Source organism: Ideonella paludis (assembly GCF_018069865.1).
In the GTDB taxonomy this organism is placed as follows: Bacteria; Pseudomonadota; Gammaproteobacteria; order Burkholderiales; family Burkholderiaceae_C; genus Ideonella; species Ideonella paludis.
The window spans coordinates 339,110-358,837 of sequence record NZ_JAGQDG010000003.1 but is presented as its reverse complement, the minus strand read 5'-3'; the positions used below and the strand labels follow the sequence as shown (position 1 = coordinate 358,837).

The 19,728-nt window shown below is 64.0% G+C and carries 13 protein-coding genes; 6 read left to right on the top strand and 7 right to left on the bottom strand.

Annotated elements, in window-relative coordinates; all coding sequences use genetic code 11:
- The 7 genes from KAK11_RS09380 to KAK11_RS09350 form a co-directional block, all read right to left on the bottom strand.
- Complete coding sequence (locus KAK11_RS09380; RefSeq protein ID WP_210808573.1) at positions 1 to 1,035, bottom strand: GGDEF domain-containing protein; 1,035 nt, start codon at positions 1,033 to 1,035, stop codon at positions 1 to 3.
- A complete protein-coding gene (locus tag KAK11_RS09375; protein WP_210808571.1) occupies positions 1,019 to 7,051 on the bottom strand; it encodes a hybrid sensor histidine kinase/response regulator in 6,033 nt (2,010 codons plus the stop codon). The genes KAK11_RS09380 and KAK11_RS09375 overlap by 17 nt, the downstream gene beginning before the upstream one ends.
- A gap of 18 nt (positions 7,052 to 7,069) precedes the next feature.
- On the bottom strand, positions 7,070 to 9,415 hold the full coding sequence (locus KAK11_RS09370) for a methyl-accepting chemotaxis protein (RefSeq protein WP_210808569.1): 2,346 nt from the start codon (positions 9,413 to 9,415) through the stop codon (positions 7,070 to 7,072).
- A gap of 9 nt (positions 9,416 to 9,424) precedes the next feature.
- A complete protein-coding gene (locus KAK11_RS09365) occupies positions 9,425 to 9,973 on the bottom strand; it encodes a chemotaxis protein CheW (RefSeq protein WP_210808567.1) in 549 nt (182 codons plus the stop codon).
- Between the two features lie 32 nt (positions 9,974 to 10,005).
- Positions 10,006 to 10,371, bottom strand: coding sequence for a response regulator (locus tag KAK11_RS09360; RefSeq protein WP_210808565.1), 366 nt, complete (start codon positions 10,369 to 10,371; stop codon positions 10,006 to 10,008).
- 71 nt (positions 10,372 to 10,442) lie between these two features.
- Complete coding sequence (locus KAK11_RS09355; protein WP_210808563.1) at positions 10,443 to 10,847, bottom strand: response regulator; 405 nt, start codon at positions 10,845 to 10,847, stop codon at positions 10,443 to 10,445.
- Positions 10,848 to 10,914: 67 nt separating this feature from the next.
- Positions 10,915 to 11,067 (bottom strand): rubredoxin, encoded by a 153-nt coding sequence (locus tag KAK11_RS09350; RefSeq protein WP_210808987.1) that lies wholly within the window; start codon positions 11,065 to 11,067, stop codon positions 10,915 to 10,917.
- A gap of 189 nt (positions 11,068 to 11,256) precedes the next feature.
- Between KAK11_RS09350 and thiD the strand changes: the two genes are divergently transcribed.
- From thiD to KAK11_RS09320, 6 genes are all read left to right on the top strand, one after another.
- On the top strand, positions 11,257 to 12,252 hold the full coding sequence (thiD, locus tag KAK11_RS09345) for a bifunctional hydroxymethylpyrimidine kinase/phosphomethylpyrimidine kinase (RefSeq protein WP_246498707.1): 996 nt from the start codon (positions 11,257 to 11,259) through the stop codon (positions 12,250 to 12,252).
- Positions 12,242 to 13,534 carry a glutamate-1-semialdehyde 2,1-aminomutase gene (gene hemL / locus KAK11_RS09340; RefSeq protein WP_310737776.1) on the top strand — a complete coding sequence of 431 codons (1,293 nt, stop codon included), beginning with the start codon at positions 12,242 to 12,244 and terminating at the stop codon, positions 13,532 to 13,534. Before thiD ends, hemL begins: the two co-directional genes overlap by 11 nt.
- Before the next feature lie 18 nt (positions 13,535 to 13,552).
- Positions 13,553 to 14,392, top strand: a complete 840-nt coding sequence (locus tag KAK11_RS09335) for a D-hexose-6-phosphate mutarotase (protein WP_210808561.1) — start codon at positions 13,553 to 13,555, stop codon at positions 14,390 to 14,392.
- Positions 14,393 to 14,423: 31 nt separating this feature from the next.
- The gene (gene mpl, locus KAK11_RS09330; RefSeq protein ID WP_210808559.1) at positions 14,424 to 15,779 is read left to right on the top strand and encodes a UDP-N-acetylmuramate:L-alanyl-gamma-D-glutamyl-meso-diaminopimelate ligase; all 1,356 of its coding nucleotides are present in this window, start codon (positions 14,424 to 14,426) and stop codon (positions 15,777 to 15,779) included.
- Between the two features lie 114 nt (positions 15,780 to 15,893).
- Positions 15,894 to 17,903, top strand: coding sequence for an EAL domain-containing protein (locus KAK11_RS09325; protein ID WP_210808557.1), 2,010 nt, complete (start codon positions 15,894 to 15,896; stop codon positions 17,901 to 17,903).
- A gap of 31 nt (positions 17,904 to 17,934) precedes the next feature.
- The gene (locus KAK11_RS09320; RefSeq protein WP_210808555.1) at positions 17,935 to 19,722 is read left to right on the top strand and encodes a diguanylate cyclase; all 1,788 of its coding nucleotides are present in this window, start codon (positions 17,935 to 17,937) and stop codon (positions 19,720 to 19,722) included.
- The last annotated feature ends 6 nt before the right edge of the window (positions 19,723 to 19,728 follow it).

Here is a 19,728-nt window from a genome sequence, read left to right as displayed (position 1 = left end):
TCAGAAAAACTCGACGTCGCTGTCGCGGTTGTCGGGGGCCACCAAGCCCTCGGAGACGAGCACAGAATGGCTGCAGACTTGATCTCGGCCGTGGTGCTTGGCGTGGTAGACCGCCTTGTCCGCCCGCTCCACCGCGGAGCTGGGCGTGTCGCCCGGGCGCAGGTCGGTGAAGCCGACGCTGATGGTGACGTGATTTACCTGCGGGAATTTGTACTCCCGCACGGCAACACGGAAGCGCTCCATGGCGGCATGGGCGTCTTCTTCCGTGGGGCAGCGCAGCAAGACCACAAACTCCTCGCCACCGAAGCGATAGAGCCGATCACTGTGGCGGAAGCAGCCGCGCATCACCCGCGACAGCAACAACAAGACTTCGTCGCCGATCAGGTGGCCGAAGGTGTCATTGACCTGCTTGAAGTGGTCAATGTCGATCACCCCCAGCCAATAGCGCACCGGCACGGCCAAACGACGCTCTGGGTCGGCCACATCCAGCTGCTGAGAAGCCTGCATGCCCAACGCGACCATCTTGTAAAAGGTCTCATCGAAACTCTTGCGGTTGAGCAAACCGGTCAAGGTATCTCGCTCGCTGTAATCCAGCAAGGCATGCACATTGCGGTAGATCCGCAGCACGCCTTTGACCAAGCGGATCACATCGGCGCCGATGGCCTGAGAGGTATGCACCTCCACCACCCCAGACGCCCCAGATTCAGCGGGCATCGCAAACAAGGTGACCGCCGGGTCTCCATCCACACTGACGGTATGGTTGTTGACCAAACAATCCTGCCAGAGCGCTTGCTCCGCCAAGGCCGGCAAGGTGCCATTGTCGAAATAGGTCGTGTCAGCAGTGGCGGTGATATCGGAAGGCACCAGCCGCGCCCGGGTTTGCCAGCGCTCGTCGCCGGGCTCACCCACCACGCGGTGGACAGCCACTAACTCCGGGGCCAGCAAGTCGCGAAGGGCCAGCGCCAAGCTGACATCTAAAGTGTCGCGGTCTCGCAGGCCGGTCAACTCGGCCAGTTGATCAATGATTTCGGGCATCTACGCCGGACTCCGTCAAGCCCTGGTCGCCAACACCGTGGGCGGCATCGACAAATCCACGCACCAAGTTCAACAGGGCCTGCTCATCATACGGCTTTCCGAGGTACTCGTTCGCACCCAGTGTCATGGCCAGGTCATGGTGTCGCTGGGCAATGCGCGACGTGATCATCACCACCGGCAAGTCACGCAGGCGCGCATCGGCGCGCAGGTTGCGCAGCAAATCAAAACCATCCATGCGCGGCATTTCGATATCGCTGAGCACGACGGCAGGCTTCTCACTGCCCAACAGCTCCAGGGCTTCCAAGCCATCCTTGGCCAATTGCACCCGATAGCCTTCGCGTTGCAGCAAGCGCTGGGTGACACGACGCACGGTGAGCGAGTCGTCCACCACCATCACCAAGGTGGCCAGCGGCATGGCCATCTCGCGCCCTTCAGCCGCAGCGCCTTCCACCGTCATGGCATCGGCCTGACGCATGCGATCACGGGCTTGTGCTCCGTAAATCGCCGCCAAGGCCACCGGGTTGTAGATCAGCACGGTCTGGCCGTCGGGCAGCATGGACAAGCCAGAGAGGGCAGGCAGCCGGGCCAGCTGCGGGCCCAAGTTCTTGACCACGACTTCCTGGTTACCCAAGACTTGCCCCACATGCAGGGCCACGCGCTGCGACGCACTGCGCGCGACGACGATAGAGGCCGTCTTGCCCTCCAGGGCACCGCGCCCGCCATGTTCCAGCAGCCCGCCCATCCAGAAGAAGGGCAAGGTGTCTTCGCCAATGCGCATCACGCCATCGCGGTAAGCGGCTTCCACCTCTTGCACCGGCGTGCGCGTCACACGCTCGACCAAATTGGAGGGCACTGCCACCACCAAGTCATCGCAATTCAAGACCACCACCTGGGTGACCGCAGTGGTCAGCGGCAGCACCAATTGGAAGGCTGTGCCGCGGCCCGTCGCGCTGGCGGTGTCGATGCGGCCCCCCAAGGACGTGACCTCGGCGCGCACCACGTCCATGCCCACACCGCGGCCGGCCAACTCCGTCACCTCTTCGGAGGTGGTGAAGCCCGAGCGGAAGATCATGCCGGCCAATTCAGCCTCCGTCGGCTTGGCGTCGGCAGCGAGCACGCCGGTGCGACGTGCTCGCTCGGCAATCCGGACCAAGTCCAGGCCCGCGCCGTCATCACGCACCTCAATTTGAACTTCATTGCCCACTTGGCGCAGGCGCAGGTCAATGGTGCCGACCGGGTCCTTGCCAGTCGCCTCTCGCAGCGCCGTGGCCTCAATGCCATGCACCACGGCATTGCGCAGCAGGTGCTCGAACGCAGGTGCCATGCGGTCCAGCACGCCGCGGTCCACCTCAGTGGTGCCACCCGCCAGGTTCAGGCGCACTTGCTTGCCGGTTTCCTTGGCCGCTTGACGCACGACCCGGTAGAGCCGCTCAGACAAGGTGTCGAACTCCACCATGCGAGCACGCAGCAAGTCGTCCTGCAGGTCGCGCGCCAGACGCGCTTGCTGCGCCAGTTGGTCTTCGGCCACCTGGATGGATTGCTGCAAGGTGCGCTGCACCGTGCCCACGTCGTTGACCGATTCGGCCAACATGCGGGTCAGCTCTTGCACCCGCGTGAAACGGTCCATTTCCAGCGGATCAAAGGTCTGCTGGGCGGCACGCGCGGCTTCCATGCGCGAGGCCATTTGCGTCTCGGCTTGGATCTCCAAATCTCGCAGCTGGCGACGCAGACGGTCCAAGTTTTCGGTCAGCTCCTTGAGGCCCTGACGCATTTGGCCCAACTCGCTGTCAATGCGGGCACGCGCTGCACTGACTTCACCGGCATGGCTCACCATGCGGTCCAGCAGAGGCACCCGCACGCGCACCGTACCGACGGTCGTGGAGGGCTCCGCGCGCTGGCCGGCCACGGGGTCGGGGCCACGCAAAGCCTCTTCACCCAGGAAGCGGCTCCAATCAGGCGCCGCCTGGGCGGTGGCCAAGACCGGCGTGACCGGCGTGATGGGGGCCGCTTCAGTCTCGGCCGGTTTGGCGGGCTCCTCGATGGCCGCTCCAGCAGCTTCTGGGGTGGGCGATGCCAGCGCGGCTTCTGCCCGCACAGAAGGCGGCACCGGAGAAGGTGCGGGCCCAGCCGCACGAGCCAGCAAAGCCTGGAAATGCTCGTCCAAGCGGTCGACGCCGCCTGCCAAGGCGGCCAGTCCTTCGGCAGAGGCGGGCAAATGCGCCAACACCTGTTCAAACGAGGACTCTAAGCGGTGCGCCAATTCACCCAGGGCCATGGCCCCGGCCAAGCGGGCGCCGCCTTTGAAGGTATGCAAGGCGCGCATGGCGGCCACGGGCGCAGCGCGCTCCGACGGGGCCGCCTCCCAATGACGCAACTCCTGCGCCAAGACCGGCAGCAGTTCTTCGCCTTCCTCGGCAAACACCGGCCACAACACCGGGTCCAGGTCGTCCTGCGACTCCAGCACATCGCTCAGAGCCGCCAAGCCACCGGGCTCAGCATGCACTGCGGTCGGCTCGGGCGTGTGCGGCGCCAAGGCTTCGGGCTCGTCACTCAGGGCCGCGTAACGCATCTCCCCCAGCGCAACCGTCGGTGCCACGGGTGCCGCAGCGGGCGTGGCCGCATGGGGCAGCTTGGCCTCATGCGCTTCATGAGCCTCTAAGCGCTGCAGCAGCTCGGGCGAGGCTGCGCGCAAAAAGCCCGCCGCAAACTGATGCAGGAGGCGACGAATCTCGTCGCCCACGTCGACAAACAGTTGCGCTTCAGCCGGGCTGCCTTGGCCCCGGGTGCGGGAATGCTCCAGCGCATGCTCTAAACGCCGTGCCAGCGCCGAGAGGTCGCTGTAGCCCACCGTGGCCGAGTTGCCGGCCAGGGAGTGGGCCAGCGCTTCGGACGTCTCTGACACCGGTTGGTGGTGCTCCAAAGACCACTCGGCGAGCTCCACACACAAACGGCGAGACTGTTCATCCGCCTCGTTCAAGAACACATTGAACAGGCCAATCGGCACCCGCAGATGGCCCACCATCTTGAAGCGATCGGCGTCGTCCTCGGGGGCGGGCTCCTGCGCTGACGCCGCGGTCGGCTCGACCAAGGTCAGTGTCGGGGGCACATGCACAGCAGGCGCAGGAGTGGGCTCCGGCGGCGCACTGTCCGCAGGCTCGGTCGGCGCTTCCGCCACAGGCACCGAGAAGTCCAACTCCAGGTCGACCGCTGAGGCATCCGTTTCGGTCGCAGGCTGCGCGACGGAGGTCTCGGCTGCTGCGAGCGTTGCTTCGCCGTCCAGAGCCCCAGGCTGGGTGTCGCTGACCAGATCCAAGGCCTGAGGCGTGGTCGTGGGCGTGGGCTGGGGATCGTTGTCGTGACTGAGGTCGAGATCCAGCGCCAGCAATGACGAGGGCAAGACGGTAGGTGTCGCCGCAGCGGGTGACGGGCCAACGTCCAGCTCTGCATAGTGGGTGACGTCGTCTTCGGACAGATCCTCATCGACCGGGCTGGTGAGCACCGGCGGTTGCGGCGCAGCGCGGGCTTCGTCAGAGACTTGCCCAGCCGTGTCTCGCAGCACATGAGCCTCGGCCATCAAGGCTGAGGCATCCCAGGCGGCTTGTGGCGACAAGGCGATGGCATCGACCCACGCCGACAGGTCAGCCACGGCACGCGCTGCAAACTCGCGCATCACCGCGTCGGCCTCGATCACGGCTTCAGCCAAGCGGGCATTGAGCAGTTGCTCATAAGCCCACGCAGCCTCACCCAGGTCGGCCAAGCCCACCATGCGGGCGCTGCCTTTGAGGGTATGGAAAGTCCGACGCAAGGAGGTCATGGCCCCCAGGTCGCGCGGCTGTGCCGACAAGGTCTGCAGCGACTCGCGCGCCAGCGCCAGCACTTCGCGCGCTTCTTCAATGAAGACCTCGCGCATGTCGGCATCCACCAGGGGCGCCGGCGGCGCAGCGCTGGCGAGCGCCGCGCTTTGCGCCGTGGCGATCTGGCCGATGGTCTCACCGATGGAGGCGCGCGCAGCCACTTTGTCCGCGCCTTCATGCGCATCGGCCAGGGCCTCTTGAGCACGGGTCACAGCCTGCGCCAAGGCTGGCGCATCCGCCGCCATGGCTTGCTGGGCCACGCCTTCGAGCGACCGGGCCAAATCATCATGGGTGGTCTGGCCCCACAGGGCTTCTTCCGCCACCGAGGCCAAGCTGGCCTGCAACGTCGGGTCCATCGCGGCAGAGGCCACTGGGGTGGCCACTGTGGCGCGGCCCATCAGGGCCGTGAAGCTGCCCGTCTCAGCGTCAAAGCGGAACAGCGACTTGGCCAGTTGCGGTTGCACGGCCAGCATGTCGATCAGGAAGGACAGGCCACCGAGGTTGTCGGCCAATCGGGCGTCAATGGTGGCTTGGTGCTCCGGCGAGGCCGCAATGCGGTCGACATCGTCGCGCATGTGCTGCACAGCCTGCGCAGCGTGGTCCAGGCCCAGCACCGACAGCACCCCGCGCATCGAGGCCAACTGACCCGGCACCATGAACAGGGGGTCGCGATCTTGGGGCTGGCGATGGAAGCGGTCGAGTTGCTGCTCCACCTCGGCCAAGGAGGCGCGCAACTCTTGCACCACACTGCCCATGGTCTGGCGGTCGGACACCTCTCGGTAGAGCGATTCCATCCACGGCTCGATGGGCGCGGGCTCTTTGCCCGAGGCCACTTGGTCCAGCCGCGCCGCCAATCGCTTGACGCGTTGGCCCAGCTGCGGCTCATCCAGATCCATTTCATCCAGCGAGGAGTCCACGCACAGCAAGGCTGTCGCCACCTCCATCGCCACTTCGGGACGCGGGCCGCCTTCAGGCCGGCTCGGCGAGGCCACAGCCGCACGCAAGGCCTGCGCCAATTGCTCGCCATCGGGATAGAGCTGGCGCACCGACTCGGCCACCAAAGCTGCTTGCTCATTGACCTGGCCCGCCGTGCTGGCGTCGCCCGAGGACAGCGCCGACCACGACTCGCGGAAGGCGGCCACACGCCGCTTGGCCAATGGCAGCAGCGCAGGGTCAAAGCGCCCCAGAGGGCTCTGGGCGTAATCCAGCTGCGACAGCTCCGGCAGCGACAGCGCCCGCCGCACCTGGCTCAAACGCGGTGCAGCGCCCTGGCCGTCGGAGGTGGCCCGAGCACAGAAAAAGCGCAGGTCCTGGATCAGCGTGTCGGGGGTGTCGGTCACGCCGCGCTCAGAGGCGCGCAGCTGAGCCAACAGGCGCGAGGCCATGCGACGGCTGAAGTCATCGGCCGCCAATCGCCCACAGGCTTGCGCCTCGAAGAAGGCCGACGCCAAGTGCCACACCTCAGCCAGACGGCCTTGCGCCCCCGCCGCCAAGCTGGCGCACAAATCGCTCATGCGCTGCAAGGGCGCGGTGCCGTTGCGGCCGCGCAGGCTGGCCAGCAGCTCGCGCTCCATGATGGCGCGAGCGTCTACGCCCGCTGTCAAGGGCGCCGCGGTGGCTGCCAGCGCCGCCGGCTCTGCAGAGTTCACCACCACCGTGCACAGATCTGCAGGGTGAGCCCGCTGCACACCGGCCAGCGTCATCACTTGCTGATAGGACGGGAACAGCGCCAAGGGAGAAATGTCCTGCCCCGCCAATTGGCGACGCAGATAGTCCATCACCACATAGCCCGCGCGCTCCAGCGTGGCCAATGCCTCGGTGTCAAAGCTGTTGGGCAACTGGGCCAGCCGTTGCACGGCTGTTTCATAGCCATGCACAAACCGAGCGGCGGCCGGCAGGCCGATCATCTCCAGCGCACCCACGACTTGATGCAGCTGCCCCCGCGCCTGCAGCATCAAGGGGGCTTGCCCATCGGCGCCAGGGCTCAAGCTGGCCGCACGGCTGGTGGACTCGCGCAGCGCGCGACGCAAGGTCTTCTGGGCACCTTCCAGGGTGCGCCGGAGTTCATCATGCACCCAAGCCAAGGCGCTCAGGTCGCCGACTGGCGCCGACGCTTGGCCAGCGGGGCTGGCGGCATCAGGGGTGGTGTGATCCAGGGACATTCAAAACCATCCGCGCGATCAAGCGATCTTGAAACGATCAACCGAGCGACGCAATTCGTCGGCGGTACGGGCCAGCTCATGCACCATCTGCGCCGTCGAGCGCGTACCGTCACCGGTTTGCTCCGTCACCGCAAAAATGTGCTGGATGTTGGCAGCCACCACGTTAGCAGACTCGGCCTCACGCCGCGCCTCGCTGGAAATCTGCTCAATCAGCTCCGAGAGGCGGCGCGTCACGCGGTCAATGTCGCCCAGCGCACTGCCGGCCGCATCGCTCAGCTTGGCGTTCTGCACCACCCCTTGCGTGGACTGCTCCATGGCGGCCACCGCGTCTTGGGTGTCGGTCTGAATGGTCTTGACCAGCGCGGCAATCTGGCGGGTCGCATCGCCGGAGCGTTCCGCCAGCCGCTGCACTTCTTCGGCCACCACCGAGAAGCCTCGGCCCGCTTCACCGGCCGACGCGGCTTGAATGGCCGCGTTCAGCGCCAGCACGTTGGTCTGCTCAGTAATGTCGGAGATCAGCTCGGTGATTTCACCAATCTCTTGCGAGGACTCGCCCAGGCGCTTGATGCGCTTGGCGGTTTCTTGGATGTTCTCGCGCAACTGGTTCATGCCGTCGATGGTATCGCTCACCGCCTTACGGCCGGTGTCCGACACTGCCAAGGATTGCCGCGCCACCTGCGCTGTTTGCTGCGCCTGGGCCGAGACCTCGTTGATTCGCGAGGCCATCTTCAGCACCGACTCACCGGTTTCAAGAATTTCACGCAGTTGTTCAGAGGAAGCGGCCAGCAGCTCGGTAGAAGTCGCCTCCACCTGGGTCGTGGTGTCGGTCACCCGCGCCACCGCGTTCTGGACCTGGGCCACCAGGGTTCGCAGCTCTTCCACGGTGTAGTTCACCGAGTCAGCAATCGCGCCCGTGATGTCCTCCGTCACCGTGGCTTGGTGGGTCAAATCGCCCTCCGCCACAGTTTGCAGCTCATTCATCAGCCGCAAGATCGCCGCCTGATTGGCGTCATTGACACGCTTGGCATCGCGCTCTTGGGCCTCGGCCTTGAGGGCCACTTCCTCAGCTTGGCGTGCACGCAAAGCCTGGTTGAACACATACAGGCGCAGCAGGCCCAAACCGCCCGCCACCGCCAGCGCCGCCGCCAACACCACCGCAAAGCCCCGCAACAGACCTAAGCCGCTGGCGGATTGCAGGTCTTCTTGCACCTGCTCCAAGCCTTTGCGCAGGGGCTCACTGTCCTGCACGATGCCCGACTGCGCTTCTCGGGCCGCCGCCAAGCCTTGCAAGCTGCCCAAAATGGTGCTGGCCTGCTTGCGGGTCTGCTCATACAGGACCGAGAGCTGCTCCAGCCGCTCGCGGGTGGCAGGGTCCCGAGTGCCTGGCAGGCGCAAGTCTGCGTTACCTTTGAGCAAACCGTCCGTGATCTCGCGGAAGGTGTTCAAGTCTTTACCCAACAAGAACACTGCCTCAGGGCTCACACCTTCCAAGGTCAGGAATTCGTTCGCGCTCTTGCCGATACGTTGGGTCAACATCACCAACTGGCCCACCGCGGACAACTCGGCCGCCGACGCACCGCTCTGCAACTTCAGCGAAGAGACCGTCTCCGCCACTTCCAGCAAATCAGACGATTGGCGGTTGATCTGGCGCAGCGCCTGACCGACATTGGTCAGGGTTTCTTGTTGGCTGAGCACGTCGGCCGAGCGCTTTTCGGCACGCTCCATCATGGGCAGCAAGCTCGTCAATGCATCACGCGCACCGCCTGACACGGCCGCGATACCGTCGCCGCCTGCATCCAGGCCCTTGATGTTGCGCACCAGCACCGAACTGCTGTCCTTGACTTCAGGGAAGGCTGCGGGGTTACCCACCAAGGCCTGTGACACCGATTTAGCCAAACGCTGCGACTGCATCAAGGCTTGGCCGGTGGCGGTCAGCTGCCCAGCTTGCTGGCTGCTGGCGGACAGCGCCAAGGCACCAATGGCCAACACACCGACCACGCCTGCACCCACCATGGTCAAGAGCACACGCTGGTGCTGAGCCACCGGTCGGTGTCCCAGCAAGGGCAGCGTCACGGCGTCGTCGACGGTGGGCTCTGCTGCGGCAGCAACAGCGGCGGGCTTGGGCGTCGCGGCGTCCAATTCTTCGTCGGTGACAAAGCGTGACACGATCATGTCACTTTCCGCCAAGTCCGAGTCCTCCGGGCTCGCGGAATGCCCCAGTCGTTCATCGATTTGACTGAGCAAGAGGTCCACCTCAGGATCGGCTCCGTCGGGCTTGAGTGCCGTCGGCAGCGGTGCGGCGGCCTTGGTGCCTGTATCAGCCTGGGGACGCCCAGGGCCACGGAATCGGTCAATCAGACTCATGTCATCCTCTTACTGCTTGATCGCGGACGCCTGGGGCCGGTGGGCCACGTCCAAGAAGGCGGGGTCATTGGCCATTTGGGCCAAGTCCAAGGCCTGCCACAACCGCCCTTGGGCATCTCGCCAGCCTGCGGACACAAAGCCGGGGCGGGGGGCGTCGCTGTGCTCCACCTTCATGTGCTCGGGATCGCGCAGGCCGACCAATCGGTCAACGCGCAGCGCGGCATTCAAATTCAAAGAGGCGTTCAAAGCGACCAGTTGACCTTGCGCCGGCCCAGCCGCCTTGGCCGATTCCTGCAGCCCCAGGAACACGGGCAAATCCACAACGGCATACAGCTCGCCCCGCAAATTCGCGACGCCAGCCAACCAAGGTTTGGCATGAGGCACCTTGGTGATGCGGCCCAAAGGATGGATCTCGCCAGCCTGCGCCAGTGGCATCAGCAAGCCATTGCCGCCACATTCCACCGCCAACCAACCCACTTGGCGCGGCTGTTCACGGGCTTCGCGCAGCCGGTTGGCCAGGCGAACTTGCAGGTCTCTGAGGGCGTCCTTATTGGCCATGGTTCGGAGCAGTCCGGTTCACCGCTGAGGCGTCAGCCCAGCGCGTTGATTTTGGACACCAAGTCCTCCGCCTTGACGGGCTTGACCACATAGTCGCGCGCGCCTTGGCGCAAACCCCAAACCCGATCGGTTTCTTGGGATTTGCTGGTGCACATGATCACGGGCACATCGGCATAACGCGGGTCCCGCGTGATGGAGCGCGTGAGCTGAAAGCCGTTCTTGCCCGGCATCACCACATCCATGAGGATCAGGTCTGGCTTGGCTTCAGACAACAAGCGCATGGCCTCATCGCCGGTTTCCGCGGTGCGCACGGCATAGCCATGCTGAGTCAGCAGGCCGCTGAGGTAATGCAATTCAGTCTTGGAATCGTCAACCAGCAAGATGTTGCGAATGGTCATGGCAAAGTCCTCGGGGATACCGGGGGTATCGCGAAAAACAGGGAATCAAACAAGCCCAAAGGCCCGCAGCCTCAGGCGGCCACAGCACCAAACTGAGCCACCACGCGCAGCAACTGTTCCTTGGTAAAGGGCTTGGTGAGGTAGTCGTCCGAGCCCACCATCCTGCCGCGCGCCTTATCAAACACACCGTCTTTGGAAGACAACATGATGACGGGCACCTGGGCGAAGCGCGGGTTGCGCTTGATGATGGCGCAGGTCTGATAGCCGTCGAGGCGCGGCATCAAGATGTCGCAAAAAATCAGTTGCGGCTGATGGTCGTTGACCTTGGCCAGAGCATCAAAGCCATCGTCGGCCAAGATCACTTCATGGCCAGCTTGGCGCAGAAAGATCTCGGCGCTGCGGCGGATGGTGTTGCTGTCGTCGATCACCAGCACCCGAATAGGGGACGAGAGATCCGATGGATGGGGTTCAGTCACTTCAACCTTCCCAACGGTGGCGGTGCATCGTGTTTTGTTTTAATGGGGTTTGAAAGCAGGCCCAAGGCTAGATTTCGACCATTTCGAAGTCTTCCTTGCGGGCGCCGCACTCCGGGCAGGTCCAGTTCATGGACACATCCGCCCAGGCGGTCCCCGGTGCGATGCCATGCTCGGGGTCGCCCGCAGCCTCATCGTAGATCCATCCACAAATCAGGCACATCCAGGTTCGAGATTCGCTCACGGTCGGTTTCACCAGGTCACTACAATCGTCGTTGATTGTAGCCACGGCCCAAGGCGCACTGCCAAGGGTTTATAGGAACAGATGCTACAAACTTGTGCTTGCTCAGCCCCCGATGGCCGGCTCTTTGCCTTGACCCGACGACCCCCTCCTCCAACCGGCCCTTCTTCCATGACCACAGCCCCCATCCCCAGCGCCGATGGCGCCCAGGAGCTGATCCAAGATCAAGCACCGCCCGCCTGCGTGATGAGCTTCAATGCCAGCGACCCTTCGGGCGCCAGCGGCTTGAGTGGTGACATCTCCACCATTTCGGCAATGGGCGCCCACCCCTTGCCGGTGGTCACCAGTGTCTTGATGCGCGATACCGCCGAGGTCTTTGATCAGCATGTCATTGACGCCGACGCCATCGTCGAGCAAGCCCGCAGCGTCTTGGAAGACGTGACGGCCTCCGGCTTCAAAGTAGGCTTCTTGGGCTCGGCCGAAAACGTCAGTGCCGTGGCCGAGGTGTTGTCGGACTATGCCGAGCTGCCCCTGGTGTCCTACCTGCCCAACCTCTCATGGATGGAGGAGGATGAGCAGCAAAGCTATTTGGACGCTTTTCGCGAGCTGATCCTGCCGGCCAGCGCCGTGCTGGTGGGCAACCACAAAACCCTGACCGACTTTCTGCTGCCCGACTGGGACGCCGACCGCCCCGCCTCGCCGCGCGAGTTGGCCGTGGCCGCCGCTGAGCATGGTGCGCCCTTTGTGCTGGTCACGGGCGTGATGCTGCCCAACAAATCGGTCAACAAGGGCCAGAACCAGTTCATCGACAACGTGCTGGCCTCGGCCCAAGGCGCGTTGACGGGGGAGAAATTCGAGCTCTTTGAAGTCAGCTTCATCGGTGCGGGCGACACCTTGTCGTCGGCCCTGGCCTCATTGCTGGCCGTCGGCAGCGAGCTTCAAGCCGCCGTGGGCGAGGCCTTGCAATTCCTCGATCAAAGCCTGGATGCGGGCTTCAGGCCCGGCATGGGCAATGTGGTCCCGGATCGGTTTTTCTGGGCGCTGCCGCCGGAGGACGAAGAGATGATGCTCGGCCCCGATGGCCTGCCCCTGCCTGATGACGATGCCGCCCCTGAAGGCGGAGAACTTGCCAATCTTCCCCCCGGAGGTCCTCGCCGTGTCCACTAATGTGCAGTTGTTTGAGCGGGCGCAGCAGTCCATTCCCGGCGGCGTCAATTCGCCCGTTCGTGCGTTTCGCGCTGTGGGCGGTACGCCGCGTTTCATCGCCCGCGCCGAGGGCCCTTATATGTGGGACGCGGAAGGCCAGCGCTACATTGATTACATCGGCTCCTGGGGCCCGATGATCCTGGGCCACGGCCACCCGGCGGTGCTTGAGGCCGTGTTGGCGGCCGCCCGCGAAGGCTTCAGCTTTGGTGCCCCCACCGAGCGCGAGGTCGAGCTGGCCGAGGCCATCATCGCCCAAGTGCCCAGCATTGAGCAGGTGCGCTTGGTCAGCTCGGGCACCGAAGCGGGCATGACCGCCATCCGTCTGGCGCGCGGTGCGACCGGCCGCAGCAAGATCATCAAGTTCGAGGGCTGCTATCACGGCCATGCCGATGCGCTGCTGGTCAAGGCGGGCTCAGGCTTGGCCACGTTCGGCCATCCCACCAGTGCTGGCGTGCCGCCCGAGGTGGTGCAGCACACCCTGGTGCTGGAGTACAACAATCTTGAGCAGATCGAAGCCGCCTTCCAAGCCCAAGGCCACGAGATTGCCTGCGTGATGATCGAGCCCATCGCCGGCAATATGAACTTTGTGCGGGCCAGCGTGCCCTTTGTGAAGCGCATCCGCGAACTCTGCGATCAGTACGGCGCGCTCTTTGTGTTCGACGAGGTGATGACCGGCTTCCGCGTGGCCCTCGGCTCGGCACAGAGCGTCTATGCCCGCGCCCTACCCGGCTTTGCGCCGGACATCTCGGTGTTCGGCAAGGTCATTGGCGGCGGCATGCCCTTGGCGGCCTTTGGCAGCTCGCGCAAGATCATGCAGAACTTGGCGCCTCTGGGTGGGGTCTATCAGGCGGGCACGCTGTCGGGCAACCCGGTGGCCACGGCCTGTGGTTTGGCCACACTGCGCGAGATCACCAAGCCCGGCTTTTTTGAAGGTCTGTCCGCCAAGACACAAACCCTGCGCCAAGGCCTGGACGAAGCTGCCAAAGCGGCAGGCGTGGCCTGGAGCAGCGACCACGAAGGCGGTATGTTTGGCTTCTTCTTCACCGACAGCCTGCCGCAGAACTACGCCACCGTGATGGCCACGGACAAAGAACGCTTCAACCGCTTCTTCCATGCCATGCTGGACCGCGGTGTGTATCTGGCCCCGGCCCTCTACGAAGCCGGCTTCGTCTCGGCCGCCCACAGCGAGGCGGACATTGCCGCCACCGTGGCGGCCGCCCGCGAGTCCTTTGCCAGCCTCTGAAGTTTGAGCCAGTTCGCCATGTCCGACATCAAACTGGTCGATTTCCAAGGCCAACCCGCACTGCGCTTGCGCGCCCCCGACGGCTCCACCGCCATCGTGCTGCTGCACGGCGGGCATTTGGTGTCGTGGGTGCCTCTCGGGCAAGGCGAGCAACTCTATCTTTCACCGACCACCCGCTATGGCGCAGGCTCGTCAGTGCGCGGCGGCATGCCGGTGATCTTTCCGCAGTTCAATACCCGCGGCCCGCTGCCTCGCCATGGCTTGGTGCGCACCCGGGGTTGGCAAGCCGTGGAGTCGGTGGTGCGGGGGGGCCACGCCCTGGGGGTGCTGCGCTTTGACAGCAACGCCGAAACCCTGGCGATCTGGCCGCAAGCCTTTTCTCTCGAGCTGACCTTCTCTCTGGCGGGGAACACGATAGAGATCGAGATGGCCGTCACCAACACCGGTGAAACGCCCCTCGACTTCACGGCCGCGCTGCACACCTACTTGCGCTGCAATGATGTGCTCAAGGCCCAGTTAGAGGGCCTGCAAACCTGCGCCTATGAAGACTGCCTCAAAGGCGAGTTCCACCAGCAATGGGGCGATGTGCTGAGCGTGATTGGCCCCATTGATCGCATCTACCGCCACAGCGGCCAGCCCTTGGTGCTGCGAGAGCTGGGCCGCAAGCTGGAGATCAAGCTCGACGGCTTTGAGGATGTGGTGGTGTGGAACCCTGGCGCAGAGGGCGCCGCCGCCCTGCCTGACATGCCCGATGCGGACTGGACACAGATGTTGTGTGTCGAAGCCGCCTGCGTGCGCGAACCCATCACTGTGATGCCCGACGACGAATGGGTGGGCCTGCAGACCCTGAGCTGCTGACCACCCCGCGCCCGACTCTTTCACTCACACCATGCATATTCATATCCTGGGGATTTGCGGCACCTTCATGGGCGGCCTGGCCGCCCTGGCCCGCGAAGCCGGCCACCGCGTGACAGGCTGCGATGCCAATGTCTACCCACCGATGAGCGACCAGCTCCGGGCCTTGGGCATTGAGCTGATTGAGGGCTTTGAAGCGGATCAAACGGCGCTCAAGCCAGACCTCTATGTCATCGGCAATGTGGTGACGCGGGGCAAGCCGCTGATGGAAGCCGTGCTCAATGCAGGGCTGCCCTACATCAGCGGCCCACAATGGCTGGCTGAGCATGTGCTGCAGGGCCGGCATGTCTTGGCGGTCGCAGGCACGCATGGCAAGACCACCACCACCTCGATGCTGGCCTGGATCTTGGAGCACGCAGGCCTGAAGCCCGGCTTTCTTGTCGGGGGCGTGCCGCAAAACTTCCAGGTGTCGGCCCGCTTGGGCGAGGGCTCAAGCTTTGTGATCGAGGCGGACGAGTACGACACGGCGTTTTTTGACAAGCGCTCCAAGTTTGTTCATTACCGTCCGCGCACGGCCATCTTGAACAATCTGGAGTACGACCACGCCGACATCTTTGCCGATTTGGCTGCCATCGAGACCCAGTTCCACCACTTGGTGCGCACCGTGCCGGCCCAAGGCCGCTTGGTGGTCAACGCCCGTGAAGAGAGCCTGCAGCGCGTGCTGCAGCGGGGCTGCTGGAGCGAGGTGGTGCGCTTTGGCGCCCGCAAAGAAGAGCCCGGCACGCTGCGCGCGCGCGGTGAGCCACATGCCTTTGACGTGCTGCGAGGCGCGCTGAAGATCGCTCGTGTGGAGTGGGACATGCTGGGCGAACACAACCAGCTCAATGCCTTGGCAGCCATCGCGGCGGCCGAGCATGTGGGCGTGAGCCCAGAGCAAAGCGCAGCCGCCTTGGCTGAGTTCCAAAACGTGCGTCGCCGGCTTGAGCGGCGCGGAGAGGCCGCAGGCGTCACGGTCTACGACGACTTTGCCCACCACCCCACGGCCATTCGCACCACCGTCAACGGCCTGCGCCGCAAGGTGGGCCATGCCCGCATCTTGGCGGTGTTTGAGCCCCGCTCCAACACCATGAAGTTAGGCCCCATGAAGGCGCAACTGCCATGGTCCTTGGAAGAGGCCGATTTGGCCTTTTGCCACAGCGCCAACCTGGGCTGGGACGCTGCCCAAGCCCTCAGCCCGATGGGGCCCCAAGCCGTGGTCTGTGACACGCTGGACAAACTGATTGCAGCCGTCGTCCAGGCGGCGCGGCCCGGCGACCATGTGTTGTGCATGAGCAATGGGGGCTTCGGGGGCATCCACGACAAACTGCTGCAGGCCTTATCGGCCCGGTGAGCACAGCCCCTCACGCCCCACAAATGTCAGGATTGAGCAGAACAGTGCGGAACCGAAACAATGGTGAGTACTGGGTTAACTTGACCCAGTGTTTGCTCTTGATCAAAGCCGCCCATGTTTTTGTCGGTCTCCACTGCCGCAGGTCCATTTGACAACAAAGAACTGCTGGCAGCCCTGTCGGACATCACCCGCTTGCGGGACAACAGCCCCGCCCAAGCCTATGAAGAGGCGTGCGCTTGGTTGACCCAAGTTCGCAGCCTTGGCGACTCGACGCTGGTGGCCTTTGGCCTGTTGACGGTGGGCCGCTGCGCGCAAGCCCTGGGCCGGATCGACGAGTGGCTGGATTGGTCCGGATTGGCCGCCGCGCTGGCCGAGCAAACCGACGATCCTGATCTCCTGCGGGACGCCTTGATTGAGTTGGCCTCGGCCACCTCTCACATGGGATTTCCGGGGGAGGCTCTGCCCCTGTTCGAGCGCGCCTTGGTCTTGGCCACCGACAACCACGACCCCGACCTCTTGGCTCACCTCAAGACGAAGACTGCCAGTGCCCTGGCCTTGCTGGGCCGATTGGAAGACGCGCAGACGCTTCACTTGGATGCCATCGAACTGGTGCGCGACCCGAATCTGGCACTGCGCTTAAGGCTGGTCGTGGTGGGCTTTCACTGCGACGACATGCTGCGGCCCGAGGAGGCCGAGTACCACTTGAAGGCCTTCGAGCGGATGACCGCCATCCCCAGCCTGTCGCCGCGACTACAGGCTTGGTACCTGTGCCTGCAAACCGTGGTGCATGCCATCAATGGCCGACCTCAAGCCATGCTGGACAGTGAGGCCGCCCTGCGTCCGATGGCGGCCTACAACATGAACTTCTATTGCTGGACGCTGCGCATCGTGGCCGACACTTTGTTGTCCATGGGTGATGCCAACGGTGCGCGCACACGAGTGAACGAGTTGCTGCAGATCGACCTGGTCCTGGAGTCGGTCGAACGCGTCCGCCTGCTGCTGCTGCGCGCCAAGCTGGCCCAGCGTGACAACCAATCCGCTGAGGCCAGCGAGCTGACCAAGCAAGCCTATGCCTTGGCTCGGCCCTCGGCGGGCACTCAAGACAAGTTGGAAGCCAAAGTCATCTTGACCATGCTGCAAAACTTGGAGAGTCGCCTGCAACTGGCGCGCTCTCAAGTAGAGGCCCGCCAATTGCGTCTCGAGATTGCCAAGCGAGAGGCGCTGCTCCAAGACCGTGAGGTGCCCATCCCGTCCTTGCTCAAAGAGCTGTATGTGCTGCATGCCCAGCAGCGCAGCGGCTTCCAGGTGGCGGACATGGCAGAGATTGGATTCCATGTGGCCTATCAACCCTACTTGGGGCTGCAGGATCTTCGCGTTGTGGGCTGCGAAGCGCTTCTTCGCCTTCACCACCCCCGGCACGGGGCGATGCTGCCCGGCGAGTTCATTCACCGCTTGGAGCGTGCCGGAGACATCATGGATGTCGGCCTGTGGGTGGTGCAGCAGGGCTGCCAGCACTTGGCGCAATGGCCCTCGCCAGGCGGGGTGCCACTGACTTTGGCCATCAACGTCAGCGCCACCCAACTAGAGTCCAGCGAGTTCGCTCACAAAGTGGCTGAACTGCTCGATCGCTACGGCATCGCTCCCGGACGCCTGGAGTTAGAAATCAACGAATCCTTCGCGCTGCGCGAGAGTGAGACTCCGCAGGCAGGCTTGCACGCCTTGCAATCGCTGGGCGTCAAACTCAGCATTGACGACTTTGGTGCGGGTCATTGCAACTTCGCGCGACTGATCGAGCTGGATTCCGACAAGGTCAAGCTGGATCGATCTCTGGTGCGCAAAGCCGAACAAAGTCAACGCGAGTTCAGGGGCGTTCAATCCTTGGTGCGGACTTGTTTGGACATGGGCATGGCCGTTTGTGCTGAAGGTGTGGAGACACTGGGCCAGGCTCGCGCGATGCATGCGATCGGATGCAGCGCTTTGCAGGGCTATTGGGTCGGTCGGCCCGAGTCCCCCCAGCACATCGCTGCGGTCTTGGCTCGGCCTGCCCAGGTGTGGGCAGCGCTGCTAGAGCTCGACACTCCAACCAAGCCAAGCGCCGACCGGGACCACCTCCAAACACTCTGAGCCCACAATGCAAGCTGGCCCCAAGAAGCCCATGTCGCTGTCCAACACATTGGGCGCGATGGGCGTTGTCATCATTGCCCTGTCCCTGCCTGCGGGCTGGTACTTGGTTTACAGCAAGAACCTGGAGCGCTCCTCAGCGGCGGCGGCGGCTGAGACTTTGGAAGTGGTCGATTCAGCCCTGCACATGGTGGAGGCGGTGGCCCGAGAACGAGGCCCGAGCAACGCAGCCATGGGGACGCGTGAAGCAGCCCTCGACCGCACCGCATTGGACACTGCCCGTGAGCGCTCTGACCGTGCTTTGGCGCACGCGCGCCAAGCCGCCAGCACGCTGAGAGATCCCAGCCTGAGAGACTCAACACAAGCGGCACTGTCGGCGCTGCAAGCTCATTTGTCCCAGACGCGCCAGCGCATGGACGACCATCTGGGCAAGGCCACGGCATTGCGTGAAGCCACACTGCCGAATCAATTGATCCAGGAGATGTTCGTCGCCGCCGATATGGCCAGCCAGTTGTCGCGCGGCCTGGCCGTGGGCACCAACAGCGTGTCGGACCACCATCAATCACTGCGAACCTTGGTGACACGGGCCACCATTGCTGCAGCGCTGCGCGACTACGCCGGCCGCATGGGCTCTGTCGTCTCCATGGCACTGATTCGCGGCACACCGTTGACGGCCGAGGAGCAGCGCATGCTGAGCCGGATTCATGGCCGCTCAGAGGAAATGCGTCGCCATCTCGACTTGAACATACTGCTGTCGACCGATGCTGCCACACAGCAGGCGTTGGCACGCGTTGATCAGCGCTTTTTCAAGGACGGTCTGAACTACGTCGAGCGCACCCAGCAGGTCGCGCCGGTCTCGGCATCAGCTTTTGCAGAGCGCTATGTGCCGATGATTGAACCCATCGTCGATCTGCGCAATCAGTACATGCGCACCGCCCGAGACGCTGCTGCGACAAGCCTGGAGCGATCCCAGCAAGCCCAAATCGGCTGGACGCTCTTGAGCTTGGCGCAGAACCTGCTGGTGTTGACGCTGCTGTGGATGGTCAAGCGGCGGGTGCTGAAGCCTTTGAGCCAGGCTGCCGAGTCACTGCGGAGAATCACCAGCACGCCAGCCGGCGAGGAAGAAGACAACAGCAAGTCGACATCGGCTGATCAGGACGAGGTGAGCCGCTTGACCGAGCTGGTGGGTTCACTCGTCGAGCAAAGCCAGGCGCGCCTGCAGCTGGAGGCCCGCCAAGAAAAGCAACTGCTGGAATTGCGGACGCTGGTGGGGGTGGACCCGCTGACGGGTCTGGAGAATCGCCGCTCGGTGGAGCTGCGGGCCAAGGCCTTGCTGGCCGAAGGCAAGCGCCATGGCTTTGAGGTCTGCGCCCTGGTGCTGGATGTGGATCACTTCAAACTGGTGAACGACCGCTACGGCCATCCGGTGGGTGACGAAGCCTTGAGAACCTTGGCCTCGGTCCTGCAACTCTCATTGCGCTGCGAGGACATCAGCGGTCGCGTCGGCGGCGAGGAATTCATGGTGCTGCTGGGCTATTGCCCCTTGAACCATGCCTTGGACAAGGCAGAAATGCTCCGCCGCCGCGTCGAGCTCAGACCCATCCACATCAAGGGACTCGATGAGCCCTTGTTCATCACCGTGAGCGTCGGCGTGGCCAGCACGAATGCCCATGGTCATCAATGGGACAGTCTGACCAGCGCCGCCGACCGTGCGCTCTATCAAGCCAAGCGCGAGGGCCGCAACCGCGTCGTCGCCGACGACGCATCAAACTCAGCAGCGGGCGCGCTCAGTTCAGACAGCTTGGTAAGCCCTCCGAACTGAGCAAGC